The 18,126-nt window shown below is 43.8% G+C and carries 13 protein-coding genes; 1 reads left to right on the forward strand and 12 read right to left on the reverse strand.

Translation table 11 applies throughout. The features are described 5' to 3' along the window. Positions 1-380 precede the first annotated feature (380 nt). Both katG and rfbC read right to left on the reverse strand, forming a co-directional pair. A complete protein-coding gene (katG, locus tag ACF8D4_RS01695) occupies positions 381-2,624 on the reverse strand; it encodes a catalase/peroxidase HPI (protein WP_392464447.1) in 2,244 nt (747 codons plus the stop codon). A gap of 404 nt (positions 2,625-3,028) precedes the next feature. Further along, positions 3,029-3,592: a dTDP-4-dehydrorhamnose 3,5-epimerase gene (rfbC, locus tag ACF8D4_RS01700; protein WP_392464449.1), complete on the reverse strand. Its 564-nt coding sequence runs from the start codon at positions 3,590-3,592 to the stop codon at positions 3,029-3,031. 209 nt (positions 3,593-3,801) lie between these two features. Between rfbC and ACF8D4_RS01705 the strand changes: the two genes are divergently transcribed. Continuing rightward, positions 3,802-4,275, forward strand: a complete 474-nt coding sequence (locus ACF8D4_RS01705) for a copper resistance protein NlpE (protein ID WP_243757253.1) — start codon at positions 3,802-3,804, stop codon at positions 4,273-4,275. Positions 4,276-4,365: 90 nt separating this feature from the next. Here ACF8D4_RS01705 and ACF8D4_RS01710 read toward each other — a convergent pair whose 3' ends face one another. The 10 genes from ACF8D4_RS01710 to ACF8D4_RS01755 form a co-directional block, all read right to left on the reverse strand. After that, a complete protein-coding gene (locus tag ACF8D4_RS01710; RefSeq protein WP_392464450.1) occupies positions 4,366-5,367 on the reverse strand; it encodes an NAD-dependent epimerase in 1,002 nt (333 codons plus the stop codon). A 42-nt stretch (positions 5,368-5,409) separates the two neighbouring features. Beyond that, the gene (locus tag ACF8D4_RS01715) at positions 5,410-6,573 is read right to left on the reverse strand and encodes a nucleotide sugar dehydrogenase (protein WP_345888063.1); all 1,164 of its coding nucleotides are present in this window, start codon (positions 6,571-6,573) and stop codon (positions 5,410-5,412) included. 357 nt (positions 6,574-6,930) lie between these two features. Continuing rightward, on the reverse strand, positions 6,931-8,892 hold the full coding sequence (locus ACF8D4_RS01720) for a polysaccharide biosynthesis protein (protein WP_392464452.1): 1,962 nt from the start codon (positions 8,890-8,892) through the stop codon (positions 6,931-6,933). A gap of 356 nt (positions 8,893-9,248) precedes the next feature. Then, complete coding sequence (locus ACF8D4_RS01725) at positions 9,249-9,797, reverse strand: sugar transferase (RefSeq protein WP_368881700.1); 549 nt, start codon at positions 9,795-9,797, stop codon at positions 9,249-9,251. Positions 9,798-9,806: 9 nt separating this feature from the next. Beyond that, positions 9,807-10,760, reverse strand: coding sequence for a UDP-glucose 4-epimerase family protein (locus ACF8D4_RS01730; RefSeq protein ID WP_392464454.1), 954 nt, complete (start codon positions 10,758-10,760; stop codon positions 9,807-9,809). Continuing rightward, complete coding sequence (locus tag ACF8D4_RS01735; RefSeq protein ID WP_392464456.1) at positions 10,757-11,947, reverse strand: glycosyltransferase family 4 protein; 1,191 nt, start codon at positions 11,945-11,947, stop codon at positions 10,757-10,759. The genes ACF8D4_RS01730 and ACF8D4_RS01735 overlap by 4 nt, the downstream gene beginning before the upstream one ends. Before the next feature lie 15 nt (positions 11,948-11,962). After that, a complete protein-coding gene (locus ACF8D4_RS01740; protein ID WP_392464457.1) occupies positions 11,963-13,627 on the reverse strand; it encodes a heparinase II/III family protein in 1,665 nt (554 codons plus the stop codon). A gap of 12 nt (positions 13,628-13,639) precedes the next feature. Further along, positions 13,640-15,748 (reverse strand): bi-domain-containing oxidoreductase, encoded by a 2,109-nt coding sequence (locus ACF8D4_RS01745; RefSeq protein WP_392464458.1) that lies wholly within the window; start codon positions 15,746-15,748, stop codon positions 13,640-13,642. After that, positions 15,745-17,088: a hypothetical protein gene (locus ACF8D4_RS01750; protein WP_392464459.1), complete on the reverse strand. Its 1,344-nt coding sequence runs from the start codon at positions 17,086-17,088 to the stop codon at positions 15,745-15,747. Before ACF8D4_RS01750 ends, ACF8D4_RS01745 begins: the two co-directional genes overlap by 4 nt. Further along, positions 17,085-18,113, reverse strand: coding sequence for a CapA family protein (locus ACF8D4_RS01755; RefSeq protein WP_392464461.1), 1,029 nt, complete (start codon positions 18,111-18,113; stop codon positions 17,085-17,087). Before ACF8D4_RS01755 ends, ACF8D4_RS01750 begins: the two co-directional genes overlap by 4 nt. Positions 18,114-18,126: the final 13 nt, after the last annotated feature.

The raw sequence follows: 18,126 nt of genomic DNA on the forward strand, positions 1-18,126 counted from the left end.
TTGGGTAAATAAAACTCGCGATATTGTAGGCAATACCCCAATCTGGCTCAATAGCGGCGAATGGCTTTATCCACACGGTTTATGCCCTTTTTATAAATCCAATCAGCCAATTTGGTTGTTCGGCTATGGGCTAAACTTTATCTGACTCGATTGCACGCCCGTTGATATGTGAATCAATAGAGTCAGATTCCAAACGATTAACGGCGTATGCGACGAGCCGGCAGCTGAAGTTGTTCTATTGGCCAAATACCTTATCCCCAAATCCAATAGAAATAGCGCTTGGGAAAGCCCCAAGAAAAATCGGCGCAAAGTCAAAGCCTGCGCCAATTTCATGGGGTGGATTATCCCCTCTATTACTTGTTTACATCAGCCGTCAACGACTACTGCAAATCGAATCTATCCAGCTCCATCACCTTGCTCCAGGCTTTGGCAAAGTCCTCAACGAAGCGGGTCTTGCCATCGTCTGCGGCATACACTTCAGCGACGGCTCTGAGTTCTGAATGGGAACCAAACACCAAGTCGACAGGCGTAGCCGTCCATTTGAGTTTGCCGGACTGACGATCAAGACCCTGATAGAGACCTGGCTCTTTGCCCTTTTCCCAACGAGTGGACATATCCAGCAGGTTAACGAAGAAATCGTTGCTGAGCTTGCCAGGGTTTTGGGTGAACACCCCATGTTTGCTGCCACCGCTGTTGGCATTCAGCACTCTGAGACCGCCGACCAATACCGTCATTTCAGGAACCGTCAGGTTAAGGAAGTTCGCCTTTTCAATCAGAGCTTCGGCCGGTGATGCCGGGCTTTGTTCACTGAAATAGTTTCTGAAGCCATCGGCCTTGGGCTCCAGCACGGCAAAGGAATTTACATCTGTTTGGGCCTGAGTCGCGTCCATCCGCCCGGGATGGAAGGCAACATTGACTTTAACCCCGGCATCGGCCGCGGCTTTTTCTATGGCTGCACTGCCACCCAATACAATGAGATCGGCCAGCGACACCTTTTTACCCCCCTTGGCTTTCTTGTTGAAATCATTTTGGATTTTCTCAAGCTTGCCAATGACTTTCGCCAATGCCTTGGGGTCATTTGCCGCCCAATCGCTCTGGGGCTTCAGGGCGATTCTGGCACCATTGGCGCCGCCACGCATATCTGTGCCACGGAAAGATGACGCCGCGGCCCAGGCCGTTTTCACCAGCTCAGACACGCTGAGGCCTGAATCCAAAATGGCCGCTTTCAGCTGTTTGGTATCGGCCGCGTCGATCAAAGCATGATCGACCGCTGGGATAGGGTCTTGCCAGATCAGATCTTCAGCAGGCGCGTCTTTACCCAGGTAGCGGGTCTTCGGCCCCATATCTCTGTGGGTCAACTTGAACCAGGCCTTGGCGAAGGCCAGCTCAAACTCGGCCGGATTATTGAGGAAACGGGTCGTGATTTCGCGGTAAATAGGATCTTCCTTCAGCGCGATATCACTGGTGAACATGATGGGAGCATGACGCTTGTCGGGGATATGGGCGTCAGGCACCAAATTGGCGGCCTTGCCATCGGCAGGGATCCATTGAATGTGGCCGGCCGGACTCTTGGTTTGTACCCAATCGAAGGTGTAGAGCCAGGTTAAGTATTCCATGGTCCACTTGGTGGGGTTGGAAGACCAGGCACCTTCAAGGCCGCTGGAAACCGTATCTTCCGAATGACCTTTACCGCAGCGGTTTTTCCAGCCAAGACCCTGCTCCTCTATTCCGGCGGCAGCGGGTTCTGCGCCGACACACTTGGCAGGATCATGGGCGCCGTGAGCCTTACCGAAGGTGTGACCACCGGCTATCAGCGCCACGGTTTCTTCATCATTCATGGCCATACGGCCAAAGGTATCGCGGATCTCCTGGGCGGATGCCAAGGGATCGGGCACGCCGTTGGGACCTTCCGGGTTCACATAGATGAGCCCCATCTGGGTGGCTCCCAAGGGTTTGGCCAACTCACCCTTTTCATTGCGGCGTTTATTGTCGAGCCACTGTTTCTCGGCGCCCCAGTTAACCTTTTCGGCTTCCCAGTCATCAGTGCGGCCACCGGCAAACCCGAAGGTTTTAAAACCCATGGACTCCAGGGATACGTTACCCGCCAGTACCATGAGGTCGGCCCAGGAGATCTGGCTGCCATACTTTTGTTTAATTGGCCAAAGTAGGCGGCGAGCCTTGTCGAGACTGACGTTATCGGGCCAACTGTTGAGAGGTTCAAAACGTTGCTGGCCACCACTGGCACCGCCGCGACCGTCAAAGATGCGATAAACACCGGCACTGTGCCAGGCCATACGGATAAAGAAAGGGCCATAGTGACCATAATCGGCGGGCCACCAATCCTGGGAAGTGGTCAACGTAGTTTTGATGTCGGCTTTGACGGCGTCCAAATCCAAAGAGGAAAAGGCCTTAGCATAGTCATAATCGGCGCCGTAGGGATTGGATTCAGCGCCGTGCTGGCGCAGTGGCGATAGATCCAGTTGCTGCGGCCACCAGTAGGCGTTGGTTGTTGCGGCCTGAGGCTGAACAGCCGATTGCGACTGCGCCGCTTGGGTAGCGGCTGCGCCAAATACCATGGCAACAGACAGCGCCACCGCGGTTAGAGATGGGATACTTGATTTCATGTTGGAAGTCCTCTTCCTTGGTGAAGGGCGTGGGATAAGCCACTTTCCCGATTCAAGTGCCGCGAATGCCGGCGCCTTTGGTTAGCGCGCCTTAACAAACGGGCACAGTTAAACAGCGGCGAATACGGCCTGCCGCTGTTCACTCCAAGGTAGTGAGGAAACTTATTCGCGACTAACGATTAAATCAGATTGTCGTAATCTAAAAAGAAGCATCAACTAATTTAGAGAATGGTGTTCTGTAGTTGTCCAACTATCTCCGGTGCATTCCTAACCCGGTGAGATTGACGCCATTTCAGCCATCTCAAAAACACACACCTGCTGTTAAGCCATTCAGCTTAACCATTCTCTAAGCCATTCTCTAAGCCAAAGATTGGAAGTCAGTAACTACTATCAAGTATTCGTGTTTAAACCCACTTTTGAGCGCAAAAGGGCTTGGCCTGTCTGTCTTTGGCAGAGAGTAATGGCTCACCCAGTGCGGTATTCAGCGGCCAGTCTATCGCTAAGTCGGCATCGTTCCAGACAATGGCACCCTCATCGCCGGGCTGATAATAATCGCTGCACTTGTATATCACCTCGGCCGGCCCCTTGGTCACATAAAAACCATGGGCAAAACCCGGTGGGATCCATAGCTGACAGCGATTTTGTGCCGATAAATACAAACCGTGCCACTTTCCAAAAGTGGGAGATTGGGGACGAATATCGACAGCGACATCGTAGATCTCACCGCTGATAACCCGAATCAACTTTCCCTGGGGATATTGGCACTGAAAGTGAAGCCCCCTAAGCACTCCCGCGCCAGAGCAACTGTGATTTTCCTGCACCAAAGTGACAGCAGCCTGACCGGAATCCATCAAGGCTTTTTCAAAACCGGAGGCTCGAAAGCACTCCATAAAATAGCCCCGGGTATCGCTGAAGATCTCGGGCGTAAACAATATCAGACCGGATAAAGGGAGAGATTGAGCTTTCATCAAGAGACACAAAAAACGGTAATTGGAGGGATTGTAGCAGGAGTCGCAGCCATAGCACGATAGCCTTTCCATTGCATTGCGTAAACAAGCCGGTTACGTGACTGAATATGCTCTGAACCGTAACCCAGATGGTGTGACAAAAGCCTTACTCCCGCCAAAACAGCTGTGCTAGCCTGAAGGCCAACTTAGGTAACTTAAGGGAATAAACCATGAACAAGTCCACTATTTTTGCGTTATTGATGACGAGTGGTATGGCACTTGGCTTGGCGGCTTGCCAAGACCAGGAGACACAATCTCCAGCCACTAACAGCCAAACAGAAACGGCTACAGCCCCCGCTGAGCAAACAGCGCAAGTACCAATGGGTGATACCAGCCAAAATGCGCTGGATTGGGAAGGAAGTTATAAAGGGCTGCTGCCCTGTGCTGATTGCTCAGGAATAGAAACCACGCTGACGCTCAAGGGAGACAACAGCTATCGCCTGCAGCAAGTGTATCAAGGTAAGGACGAGAGCATATTCAGCGAAAGCGGCAAGTTCACCTGGGATGCCAGCGGCGGCAAAATCACCCTTGAGGATGGCAGTAAATATCTGGTAGGGGAAAATCAGCTGTTTATGCTGGATAGAGAAGGCAACCGCATCACCGGCAGCCTGGCGGATAACTACAGGTTGAGTAAAGAACAGTAATTGGTGCAGTGTAAAGCTGCATAGTTAAGCTAATACAGCCAAGTCAAGCCATAGTGCGCTTCAGATCTGAAGCGCACTATGGCTCTTTTATCAATAAAAGACTTTATACCAATCGGCAAAAGCCTTCACCCCTTCACTGATCCCAATTTGTGGTTTGTAAGCCACAGCTTTAAATAAATCTTCTGTATCTGCCCAAGTGGCCCGGACATCACCATCTTGCATAGGCAGCATAATTTTTTCGGCCTTTTTCCCGAGCGCTGCTTCAAGCTCGCTGATAAAGTCCAATAAACGAACCGGGCTGCCATTGCCTATGTTGTACACGCGATATGGAGCACTGCTTGTTGCCGGAGTGCCCTGCTCTACTGTCCAATCACTTTGTGTCTTTGGCACTTTATCGGCCACTCTGATAATGCCTTCGACAATATCATCAATAAAGGTGAAGTCGCGGCTCATATCCCCCTGATTAAACACCTTGATGGGCCTGCCAGAGGTAATGGCATCGGCAAACAGCATAGGTGCCATATCCGGTCGCCCCCATGGGCCATAGACGGTGAAAAACCTCAGTCCCGTTGTGGGCAAGCCATATAGGTGCGCATAGCTATGAGCCATCATCTCATTGGCTTTTTTGGTCGCCGCATAAAAAGAAACCGGATGATCAACCGAATCCGTTGTCGCAAACGGCATCTTCTTGTTGAGGCCATAAACAGAGCTGGAAGAGGCGTACACCAAATGCTCTATGCCATGATGGCGACAACCTTCCAACACAGTAAGAGTACCGACAAGATTACTGTCTGCATAAGCATAGGGATTTTCAATCGAATAACGGACGCCGGCTTGGGCACCCAAGTGGATAACCCGCTTGAAACTGCCTTTGGCAAAGAGTTCAGCCATGGCTTCCCTGTCGGCAAGATCAAGCTTTTGGAATTGAAAATGGTTAAAGTCAGCCAGCTTTTGCAATCTGGCCTGTTTTAAACTGACATCGTAGTAATCATTGAGATTGTCGATACCAACAACTTCAAACCCCGCTTCACACAAACGCTCGCAAACTCGGGCACCGATAAAGCCGGCTGCGCCGGTAACCAGATATTTCATTTTTGTTGGTCTCATTCAACTTGCAGCCCTTCTGCGGCGTATTCAATCATTTCCAAACAGATCCCGGGTATAGACTTTATCGGCCACATCTTTTAGCTCATCGACCATGCGATTGGAAATAATCACATCAGAGATCTGCTTAAACTCAGCCAAGTCGCTTATCACTCGCGAGCGGAAAAACTCATTCTCCTCAAGTACTGGCTCGTAAACCACCACTTCAATCCCTTTGGCCTTGATCCGCTTCATCACACCTTGCACTGCAGAAGCGCGGAAGTTATCTGAGCCAGACTTCATTATCAGCCGATACACCCCAACCACTTTAGGCTTTCTGGCAATAATAGAGTCCGCAATAAAGTCCTTACGAGTTCTATTGGCGTCCACTATGGCCGCAATCAGATTGTTGGGAACTTGGTTGTAATTGGCAAGCAGTTGCTTGGTATCTTTCGGTAAACAGTAGCCACCATAACCGAATGATGGGTTGTTATAGTGACTCCCAATCCTGGGGTCCAAACAAACACCGTCGATTATCTGGCGGGTATCCAGCCCATGGGTTTCAGCGTAAGTATCCAGCTCATTAAAATAAGCCACACGCATGGCCAAGTATGTGTTGGCAAAAAGCTTAATGGCTTCGGCTTCTGTGCTGCCGGTAAAAAGTACCGGGATATCAGGCTTTAGCGCGGCTTCCGCTAGCAGATGAGCAAAGCGCTCTGCCCGCTCAGAACGTTCGCCGACAATGATCCTCGAAGGATAGAGGTTATCGTATAAGGCTTTGCCTTCTCTCAAAAACTCAGGGGAGAATATGATATTGGTCGAGTTGTACTTCTCACGTAATGCTCTGGTGAAACCAACTGGCACAGTTGATTTAATTACAATGCAAGCAGAGGGATTAACGGCGACAATGTCCCGCGTCACCTCATCGACGGTACTGGTATCAAAGTAGTTAGTCTTGGGGTCATAATCAGTCGGTGTTGCAATGATGACATAATCTGCACCGCGATAGACTTCTTTGTCCGTTGTGGCAGTTAACTGCAACTTATTGCTCACCAAGTGCTGTTCAATAAGCTCATCGGCGATGGGCGAGCGCCCGGCATTGACCATTGCCACCCTCTCCGAGGAGACATCCAAAGCCCACACCTGGTTATGTTGTGCCAACAACACAGCATTTGACAAGCCCACATAACCCGTACCAACAACCACTATCTTCATTTTATTGCCCAATGGTTTATGCTGTACGCTAACTTAGCACAGGAGAAAAACGACAGATACAAGACAGAATTCATAAATCGAGTAAAGAGCAAAGATAGGCTGCATATTCATTGCTTCCCATAGATATCGCGTGTTGCCTGAGTTGTTCTTTGGATATCCAATGCTGTCGCAAAGCTATTTCCTCAAGACAAGCAATCTTTACTTGCTGCAATGTTTGAATACTCTGAACAAAACATGCAGCCTGGTGAAGGAAGCATACGGGTACCAAGCCCCGCTACGGGAATAACTACTTTCATAAAAATACTCGAAAAGGAAACCCCTCAAATAAAAAGGAGTTTCATTGGACTAAGAGAAAAATTAAGAAACAAGAGGAATGACTTTTTTGTCCTTAATGTCGTTGTTCTTAATGTCGTTGTTCTTACTATCATGATTTTTCTGCAGCCAGACTAAATCACAAATACCATCTGTTGGACTAAAGCCTGTTGGTGTAGAAAGAAGAATGTCCCTTATCTCTTCATGCTGGAACTCATGGCACGCTTTGTCTAAACGCTCCAAGATCACTTCAAGTTCTGACCATTTTAAAAAGACTTCGTTGGCGGTCATAATCCGCTCATGTTCAGTGCCGGTCACATCATCTCCAATCAGCAACTCTTCATAGAGCTTTTCGCCTGGTCGTAACCCCGAAAACTCAATGGCAATATCACCGTCAGGATGCTTTTCATCTTTAACTTCAAAGCCACTAAGACGAATCATCTTGGTTGCCAAATCAACAATCTTGACTGACTTGCCCATATCTAACACAAAAACGTCCCCGCCTTTGCCCATAGCACCGGCTTGAATAACCAACTGAGAAGCTTCAGGTATAGTCATAAAAAAGCGGGTAATTTCAGGATGAGTTACTGTAACAGGGCCACCATTTGCTATCTGTTTTCTGAATAGCGGCACAACGGACCCGGAAGAGCCCAAAACATTACCAAACCGAACCATACAAAAACGGGTAGCACTTCCTTTATCCGCTAATGCTTGAAGGACTAATTCAGCCATACGCTTAGTGGTCCCCATCACGTTGGTGGGCCTAACAGCTTTATCAGTACTGACCAGCACAAGTGTTTCAACGTTAGCCGCAATAGCAGCACGGGCAGTATACAAAGTACCGAACACGTTGTTACGCACACCTTCTACAACATTGTGCTCAACAAGTGGTACATGCTTGTAGGCTGCTGCGTGATAAACTGTCTGAACCTCAAACGCTTCCATTACCGCCTGAACACGATTCTCCCGCTGTACTGACCCCATCATGGGATAGATCTGTACATCAAGAGATAACTCTTTCGCTATGGCTTTAAGTTCGCGGTCGATGGAATACAAGCCAAACTCAGACAACTCAAACAACACCAATTTTTTAGGCGACTGCTTTAGGATCTGTCTACATAACTCAGAACCGATAGAGCCCCCGGCCCCCGTAACCATAACAACTTTGTCACGAATATTAGCCGCCAACAGATCAGCCCTAGGCGCAACACAATCACGCCCGAGCAAATCATCAATTTCAACTTCTTTAATATCGCTATAAAGCTTATTACCGCTGACGATATCAGCCATAGCAGGCAAAGTAAGCACCTGTACAGCCAGCGTTTCTAACTGCTCCAAAATCGCCTGACGACGAGAGCGAGGTGCACTAGGAATGGCCAGCAATATCTTAGTGGCCGCTTTTTGCTTGATTAACGTCCGAATGATTGAAGGTGAATGAACATGTACTCCCTGAATCACAGTACCGTGCAATGTTTCATCATCATCGACAAACGCAAAAGGGTAATATTCATGGCTTTGAGAAAGTGCAGTTAACAACTGTCTGCCACTAACACCCGCGCCATAGATAATGACAGGTTCCCCGACACGCTTCATGCCCGCCCCCACCAGAGAGCGAACAATTGCCCTGGAGCCACCTATAAATACCAATGAAAATGCCGCATAAATCACAGGTACAGTTCGCGGCAATTGTGCATCAACATAAAACGCAAAAAGGACCAATATAATGGTTGAAAGCATCACGCCGAAACCAATGGCCGTAAGAGCCTGCAGTCCCATGTAGCGCAATACCGCACGATATAACCCTAGCTTCGCAAAACCCACTAAGCTCAAAGGGACAACCATAAAAAGTAGCAGCCAGTAACGGGAATTGGCCAGAACTGCAATGTCATCGATGCGCACTAGCAATGCTGACCAAAAAGCGAAACTGAGAAATAAAGCATCAATGATAAGACTAACCACACGTTTATGCGTGCGCTTCAAACCAAACAAGCTTTGCAAAAAATCCATTTTTCGCTCCAAAAAATTTAAGTTCATAATATATTACAATCTTAAAGTATGTGACTCGACAACAGTAGCCAAAGTGCTCATATTATCACATCAATCATGCCATAGGGGTAAGCATCGGCACTTGTTACGTAAATTAGTACCGAAAGGATACCCACTCCAAGTGGTAAGGAACAACTCCCTCTTGGAAAACACGATACCTAAGAGCTATCAAGCTTGGCTTAACAAACTAAAAATCTCGCGTGAGACACTAAGTCGCGCTTTGCTAGCAAGATGAGACGACTTGGGTCGGCGTTATTGTAGCTAAAACAAGGTAATAGAGTGTATCTTCCAATAGAGCGTGCTATTTTTAGAGAGCACTATTTTACAGCATCACCGCTACCACTACCTGTCACTGTCATCAATATATACTTGAAATAATTTTTAACATTTAAGGTATCGATCATCTTTTTATCTGTTTCAGCCAATAACTTAGGTGTCGACATATCGATGTTTTGCACTTGGGCTAAGCCAGTTATGCCTGGTAAAATGTCATACACACCTAGAGCGTCCCGCTCTTTAATTAGCTCTTCTTGATTAAATAAGTTGGGACGCGGACCTACCAGACTCATTTCACCTTTAAGAACATTAATCAATTGCGGCAATTCGTCAATTTTAGTCTTACGGAGAAACATTCCTAACTTAGTGATTGAGGCATTACTCGCTAGGTGACTAGCGACTGATTTAGTTTCAACCGACATTGTACGAAACTTGATCAAATCAAAGGGTCTTTTATTTTTTCCAACTCGAGTTTGTATAAAAATTGGAGAACCTGTATCGAACATGCCAATGATAGTTATAATCAGTAATACAGGCCAAAGTAACAATAAGCCAAAGAAGGCTGCTAAAAAATCAATTATACGAATCATATAAATACTCTATCTGTCTTTATTAAGGAGAAAAGCTTCTGCTGTCTCTTTAAAACCTTCTTCAAGCGTTTGTGGCGGTGTCCAGTCCAGCGTGTTCTTAGTATGAGTGATGTCAACCTGCAGTGAGCCTATGAGTCTATCAACAACATCCATTTTTCCTGTTAACTTACCCACTAAACGATAGCACCACAAAGGGACGGGGAGTAATCGACACGATTTCCCTAGTGCTTGAGACATATGCTTTACCATTTCAGCTGTAGAAATATCGTGGTCATCGGAAACCAAAAATACCTGATTAGCAGCTTTTGGGTGATCAATGCAGGTAATAATCAAGTCAACAAGATTAGTGACTGAAACGAGACTACGCTTATTCATATTAATGCAACTAAACGGAAGAGGAATTCCTTTCGCAACAAGGTTCATCAACGAAGCAAAATTAGCTTTAACTCCTTTACCATATACCAGCGGCGGACGGATTATAACTACTTCCATCCCCGTATTTTTAGCAATATCTAGTAATTCTTGTTCGGCTTCCGCTTTAGATATTCCATAAGGGTCTTCAGGCGCTGTAGAATCCTCCACAGTATAGGGCCCTCTCCCTGTAGTCCTTTCTCCGTTGACTTTTACAGAACTGATGAAAATAAAACGACTAACTCCCGCTTTGGCAGCTTGTCTGGCAAGTTCTATTGTTGCATATGTATTCACCTCACGAAACGCCAACAGAGGTTCTGTTTCTTTCTCATCCATAACATGTACACGAGCTGCAGCATGGACCACAACGCTACAATCCACTAATGAAGGTAAAAAATCAGTGTTTTTAAGAAGATTCCCTTTAAAATAGCTGCATACAAACTCTTTAGGTGCTGTTCGTCCAAAAAAAACCAATTCATAGTCATCAATAAGTTCAGGAACTAGATGAGTACCTAAAAAGCCTGAATAACCTGTTAATAATACTTTTTTCATTTTCTGTATTCTAAACTGACAATTGAGTTAACCATTTCTTTCATGATGTTTTTTCTAGTGTACTTATTAACGAACGACGCTCTGTTTGTATAATTGAGTTGTAACTTTGACAGGGCCGCAACAGCCTCTTGTACATCTTTAGGTTTGAAAACAGCTGCATTATCAACTTCTTCGGAAATAAACTTAGCTGAAAAACCTGACACTCCGGCCAAAATTGGTTTCCCTACAGCGGCATATTCGAAAATTTTTGACGGTAACACCTTTTCAAACGCAGGATAGTCATTCAGATGGAGAAACAGTATATCACTGGATTCATAGTACTTGACTAACTCAGTTCTTGATACAGGTGGCAATAATTCAACATTAATTGAATTTTCTAGAGATTCCACTAGTTGCCGCTTTCTTCCGCCATCACCAAGCACCTTAATTTGGTAATTTTTTCCTAACTCTGCAGCAAGACCGGGCACTATACCATGTAGCCCTTGCCCTTCACCGATATTCCCAGCATATAAGATCTCGATCGGCTTATTAACTTTGGAAATCACTTCTTCTGAATCCAGCTTTCCGCATCCCTGAGGGTCCCTCAGAAACTCTGTATCTATCCCGTTACTGAAAAAAGTATAGCTTTCACAAATAAAACGAGAACGAAAATACTCTTCAAATCCCTTAGACACCAAGTTAATATGGGAGGCTCGATTAAATGTAACCTTCTCTATTTGCTTTAAAATTGGCAAAGATAGGCGTGCAATCATCGACGGCAGTACATCATTTAAGGTATCAATAAAAATATCCCTAATATCCAAATACAAAGGAATTGATTTACTTCTCGCTATCTGAGCCCCAAGAAACGCCGTAAATAACCTTGAGCTAGTAGCAAAAACCAAATCATAGCACTCTGTCTTAACGTGATTTTTAACGGTTCTGTAGTAACTATAAAACGCCTTACTCTGATCCAACATGCCGCTATTGTGATTAGGAAGCTCAACTCTAGTTACGTTCACATTACTTCCTACCTGCTCATACTTTTCTGCTTTAGCACCAAAAGAGGCATATCTATTGGGCATAGTTGTAACGATATCTAATGATACATTTTCAAGCTTTGACAGCTCTGACACCAAAGCGGATGTTCTAAATGAACCAGCACATAAATCGGGTGAGTAATAAAAAGACAGTACCAAAATACGCAATGCGTCTCTCCTAAATTATTTAAGCTGTTCTGTCTCGAAGAAAAACTTCATCATGGTTTTATTGTTTTTAAACTCAACTTCCAGACACTTATTAGCAATAGCTTGGCCGAAACCTGGAAACCATTTACTCTCCTCCAAGGATACATCAATATCATCATTTATAGCACAATACATTGACACCCCAGCACCTTTTATAAAAAGTTTTTTTGCATCCAAAATAACATTCAGATCAGGGTGTAGATATAACCGACCAACTGCTTTTTCAAAATTACCTTGTAACTCATCTTCAATTTGGAGGTAATCCTTGCCCAACGTGAGCTGCCTCTTATGAATACAGTTGCCATAGCCATTATGACTTGCATACAAAGATATCGCTCCGCTACTTTCGGTATACCCACGACTGACTATACGTGCCCGTTTAGCAACACGAAAACCACTCCAAACTTGTGATGAATCTCGTCCATTCACCTCAACTGTGTTATGGCTTAAAGTTTTTCGCTGCAGCATTCTTAATGGTCCTAAGCCATACTCGGAAGTTCCAGAGTTCACGAATACTCTCTGCATACCCAGTGACAATTCAAAAGATAAAGTGTCTGCATGAGCATGCCCCGGAATGTAATCAGGGCCAACTTCTGCCGCATCAAATATTACTTTTGCACCATTATTCACCGCCACCATATAACCGCTATCACTCTGAATTAGAGCTTGTTTCAATTTCAAGTCTATAGTAGTTAATGGGAAACCTAATTTTTTAGCATAAGACTCTATGGCCACCTTGCTAGGAGCGATGCCATCAACTGAATCATTGAAGAATGAAACACCTTTGTCTGGGTGGCTCATAACTTCCATGAATCGCAACATCTTAGGGATATAAAGTTCAATACACTGCTTAAGACTTTTAGAAACCTTGTCAGAGTACGCACCACATAGATTGTACATGTCTAACATATCTACTAGTAATAAGGAGTGGTACATAGGCGTCAATTCAAAATTTGCACCGTCATCCAAAGTTTGCTCAGGAATCTCTATCAACAAACCTTTTTCTGCTATATTCAACCAGCGTTCGTTATTGAATATGACCCCTGCAAATAGAAGAGCTTTCAGATTTACAAAATAGTGATTACCAAGTAGGTGCTTCTCTAAATCATTTGAAAGATAACTTGCCTGAGCATATACACTATCAATATGGTTTTGTCTTATTGGCAAACCATTTAGCCAAGCCTTTAAAATATTTGCGATGCGCAAAGATGCCGGATATGGCTCCCATCCATTACCATAACCCACTGGGTTTTCTTCTATCCAACGACTCAATAAATTCAGATGGAACTCGCGCTTATGCTCAGCATTGAAGGCAAGTAAATCTTCAAAATAATGAAGGTTATAAGTCCATAATTTACTGTGCGATTCGTCATTCCAATCTAATGGAAGATTCAATATCTTGGTGTGGCCTAAGAATGTAGCTTTGAGCTCATCCGTTATTTTTTCTTCATACAATTCAACCACACACCAGTTGTCGCTTCGTGTGGGACAGGCATTTTCTAAATATTCCGAAACCTTAGGCTTTACAAATTTATGGCGAATCCGAAATAAAAACTGCTGCCATTTTAAATATTTTAAGGTATGAAATAATAAAATAAGCTTATTCATTTTAAATAAAATAAGGGGCTCTTCGCCCCTCAAGTATCCTTTTCGTTAACGAAGCTGTTCGGCGATATCAACAGAGATTCTAGCAACCTCTAATATTTCCGTTAACGGAATAGGACTTGCACCTCCCTGCTGGACTGCACCAATAAACGCTTTGGAGCACTTTACTTGACCCTTATCCTGGGACCATAGGTTCATTTTACTGAACCCTTTCCAACCAAAACCAGTAAGCTTGCGGAAGTTGTCCAACTGCAAAGCTGCATCATCACAAAATACTTCAACGCGCTCTTTCGGGAAGGCTTTGCCACCATTTGCAAAATAATGGATAGAACCTACAGAGCCATCTTCAAAGGTGAGCGTGATAATAGCCTTGTCTTCGGTAACTTCAACGTAATCATTGTCACCCATTTTAACCGCGTTAAATGACGTAATCTTAGAACCAGCTAAAAAACGCATCAGATCGATATAATGACAGGCTTCACCGATAATACGCCCCCCACCCACACTGGGGTCTTGCGTCCAGTGCTCCTTAGGGATTTCACCAGCATTCATAGTCATAATGAAAGTTTTAGGGGCTGCTTTTTTATCAAGTAGCTCTTTCATTTTTTGTATTTGTGGTGCGAAACGACGATTGTAGCCCACCATTAGAATGGTATTAGCCGTCTTTTGTGCTGCTTCAATGGCGTCAATTTCACTGTGATTCAGTGCTAATGGCTTTTCAACAAATACATGTTTGCCTTTTTCAAGGGCTGCAATCGCTTGGGACGCATGTAAGTTATGCTGAGTTGCTATCACCACGGTATCTGTATGTGCGTCTAACGCTTGCTCCATGTCAGTTGAAGCATTAACAAATCCGTTTTTCTTACCATGGTGTACCGCACTAATACCACCACTTGTAACGATAGTGGTGAGATTTGCTCGAGCCTTCCTAAATGCTGGAATAAGCACTCGAGAAGCATAGTTACCGCCCCCAACAAAAGCTACATTACCCTTACTAGCAGAAAAACTCTTCTGTTCATCTAGTACGACTGTAGATTTTGTTAGCTCAGAACCATTAGATTCGTTGTAATCTAGAACGATACCTAGTGAGGAGCGATCATCCAATTTTTCATAGGCAGCTTTTGCATTATCAATAGAAAAGCGGTGACTAACCAGAGGCTTGACATTGATGGCTCCAGATGACATTAAATCAAGAATTGCCTCAAAGTTACGCTGCTCCGTCCAACGCACGAAAGCAAAGGGATAATCTCTTCCCTTATTCTCGTATTCTTCGTCGTAACGTCCGGGACCATATGAACAAGATACTTGGAAAGTAATTTCTTTTTCATAAAAGTCAGCGCGGCTAAGCTCCAAGCCTACAACACCAACTAAAACAATGCGGCCACGCTTACGGCACATGGTAGCTGCTTGGTGCATTATGTCATTACTTTTCGAACTAGCCGTAATAAGCACCGCATCAACACCACGCCCGCGTGAGAATGCCTCGGCAACCACAAGTGCATCTTCACCTTTAGAAAGATCGACAACTTCAGCACCAAACTGTTTTGCGAGTTCACATTTCGTAGAATCAAAGTCAATCCCTAACACGCGACAGCCATTGGCCTTTAATATCTGCACGGCTAACAAACCGATAAGACCTAATCCTGTTACAACAACCGTTTCGCCAATAGTTGGTTTAATCAAACGAATGCCCTGCATGGCAATCGCCCCAAGCACAGTAAATGATGCTGATTCGTCATCAACCCCATCAGGAATAGCAGCTACTAAGTTTTTGGGAACGCGTACCACTTCAGCGTGGTTGCCATTTGATACAACACGAGTACCAACTTCAAAACCTGAGTCACTACCATCAAGCACTTTACCTACATTGCAATAACCTAAAGGAAGAGGTTGATCCAGTTTAGAGCGCACTGTTTCGTAGGTTGCCATTAACCCATCGGTTTTAACTTTATCCAGAACCATTTTCACTTTATCTGGCTGAGACCGAGCCTTTTCAATTAGTCCAGCCTTACCAAAGTCTACCAACATTCGTTCGGTACCAACCGACACAAGAGTTTTTGTAGTTTCAATTAGTACGTTTCCAACTTTCGCTTTTGGGCATGGGACATCTTCTAAAGACGTCTCACCATTAGCTAAACTTTGTAATACTTGTTTCATAATTCCTTTACCAATAAGGGGGTTTTACCACTTTTAGTTTTGTATGGTTCTGCTATTTCCTTAAAAGAAAACTCTAAGGCAACACTACTTACGTCAAATAGCTCTTCAGGTTCACCATCGAAGCCAACTCGGGGAACGTATAAAATCAAAGCATGTCCAGGTTCGTTTTGATAAACCTGCACATTGGTGCTGTAGTCAAACAACTTGTGGTGCCTACCGAAAATAAGGCCCGTTAAAAAAATTCTATTTCCATCCAGATCGAGAATAAAATCTCCATCTCTACCTTTAGATATTGAAAAAGAGTCGAGTATCAAGTGATCATTTAACGGTTCTATTCCATCTTCGGTATTATACCTTATAAGGGGGTGAGCATAATTATAATAGCTGGTCGCAACGAGCTTTACCTCTCCCTCGACATCTACTGCTTCAGCATATCCATAAGTTGGAAGTGGTTTATAAACCTGCTTTTCTTTACTTTCATACGCCAATACACAACGCTCAGTATGCCCATACCAAGACACGGATTCACAACTTAAAAGACTTTCCACTTTATCGCGTAAGCATGGGTTAGGAAACTCTGAGCCCAACATCATACCGCGTATATTTCGTTTAAGAACTGATAGTAAAGGATGCTTTTTACTTTCTAGCCATAAAACAAAGTCGAAAATAGCGCTGGGGTAACCATGCAAATAGCTAGGCTTGTATTTACTAAAAGTCTCAAATAACTTATCGGCGACAACTTGCCAACCAGCATAAATATCCACATTTAACTGATGACGTGCTGAATCATACTGCACCCCTCCACTAATAGTTGAGCGTCCAGAAAAAACTATGCGCAAATCAGATGGCTTATATTCCAACCTTGCCCAAACATTGTGCATATGAGCCCATTCATGACCGACACTAGACGGTTCAATTAATAACTCCAAAGGATTTCCTGAACTTCCTCCTGTATTTTCTACATAAGACTTTATACGTCGACATGATCGTTTATTTAAATCAAACCTTTGAAGATCAGACTTATAGATTATAGGGATTTTTGGTATATCATCAAAACATCTTAGTACAGAAGGGTGGAAGCCTTTTTTATTATAGAAATCATAATAAAACTCTACATTATTATAAGCAAAATTAGTAACATCCTTAATCCTAGAAAAAATAAAATCCTGTTTTTCACATTCATGAAAGTCACGAAAACGATCTATCTCCCTTTGACGCAATGAATATACTGACGATATTCCAGGCCTAATATAAAAAGGGATATAGGATATAAGCTTACCAATAGGGAAAGGCAAATTGACAAATTTACTTTTTATTACAGATATCAGGTCAAATTTCATCTTCTCTTTATCCCAATCTTAAATAAAAAGTGAATCAACTTAGCTCTAAATTTTACATAATGCAATTTTATCATATAATCTAAACTATTGTCTTTCTTAACAAAAACAGGTAAACCTTTCCTCTTAACACGATTCACTCTAAAAAACTCGACATACTCTTTAGAATTCATTCCGTTAAACTTAGATAATTGTACCAGATCTACACTACGCTCTGGACAACTAAAATCAGAAAAAATTAGTTTGTTATCACAAAACTTAGTTTCGGATATCATCACTTCTCCATTTATGGGTGACCAATTAACAGCCAATCCCACATCACAATATTTAGGAAAATTTAGCTTGCCTTCATAATAAAAACCTTGCTGAAACGCACTGTTGCCAATCCCATAAAAAATATGTTTTCCGTTATATACTTCGTAACCTTGTAAACAGTGAGCATGACAGCCAACAATAATGTCAACTCCTGCATCAATAAACTCGAACGCCATGTTTCTATGCAAAGGTAACGGATACATTTCCGTTTCATATCCCCAATGGAGAAAAAGCGCTACTTTCCTTCCTTGTTCCACTTGCTTATTTATTTCTGACATTAAATATTTCCTTAACAAAGGAAATACTCCTTGCGAATCATACGTTGCGTGTAAACATCCGATTAAATCCCAGCCGGCGGAAATAAGTGCTACTTCGACACCATTTTCGATAACTATTAGAGGCTTTAGTGCACTATCCAAACTTAAATTGGCGCCCGTATATAAAAGTCTATTGGATTCTGCGATATCAATTGTTGCTTCAACACCATCAACTTTATCCATAATGTGATTATTGGCCAAAGATAAAATTAATCTTTCTTTGGGGAATGCAGACAAAATAACATCTACATTATTAAAAACACCACTATTGAATTTTGGTTGTGATTTGCTAGTATTCAAGTAGCCTTCACAATTTACAACAAGGTATTCATTTTCAGAAAAATCTCTATCGACCACGATGTTATCATTAACAGCTAAATCACCAAGAAAATACACTTATTAAGACTCC

The organism is Shewanella sp. YQ_9 (assembly GCF_043103185.1).
Taxonomy (GTDB): domain Bacteria; phylum Pseudomonadota; class Gammaproteobacteria; order Enterobacterales; family Shewanellaceae; genus Shewanella; species Shewanella algae.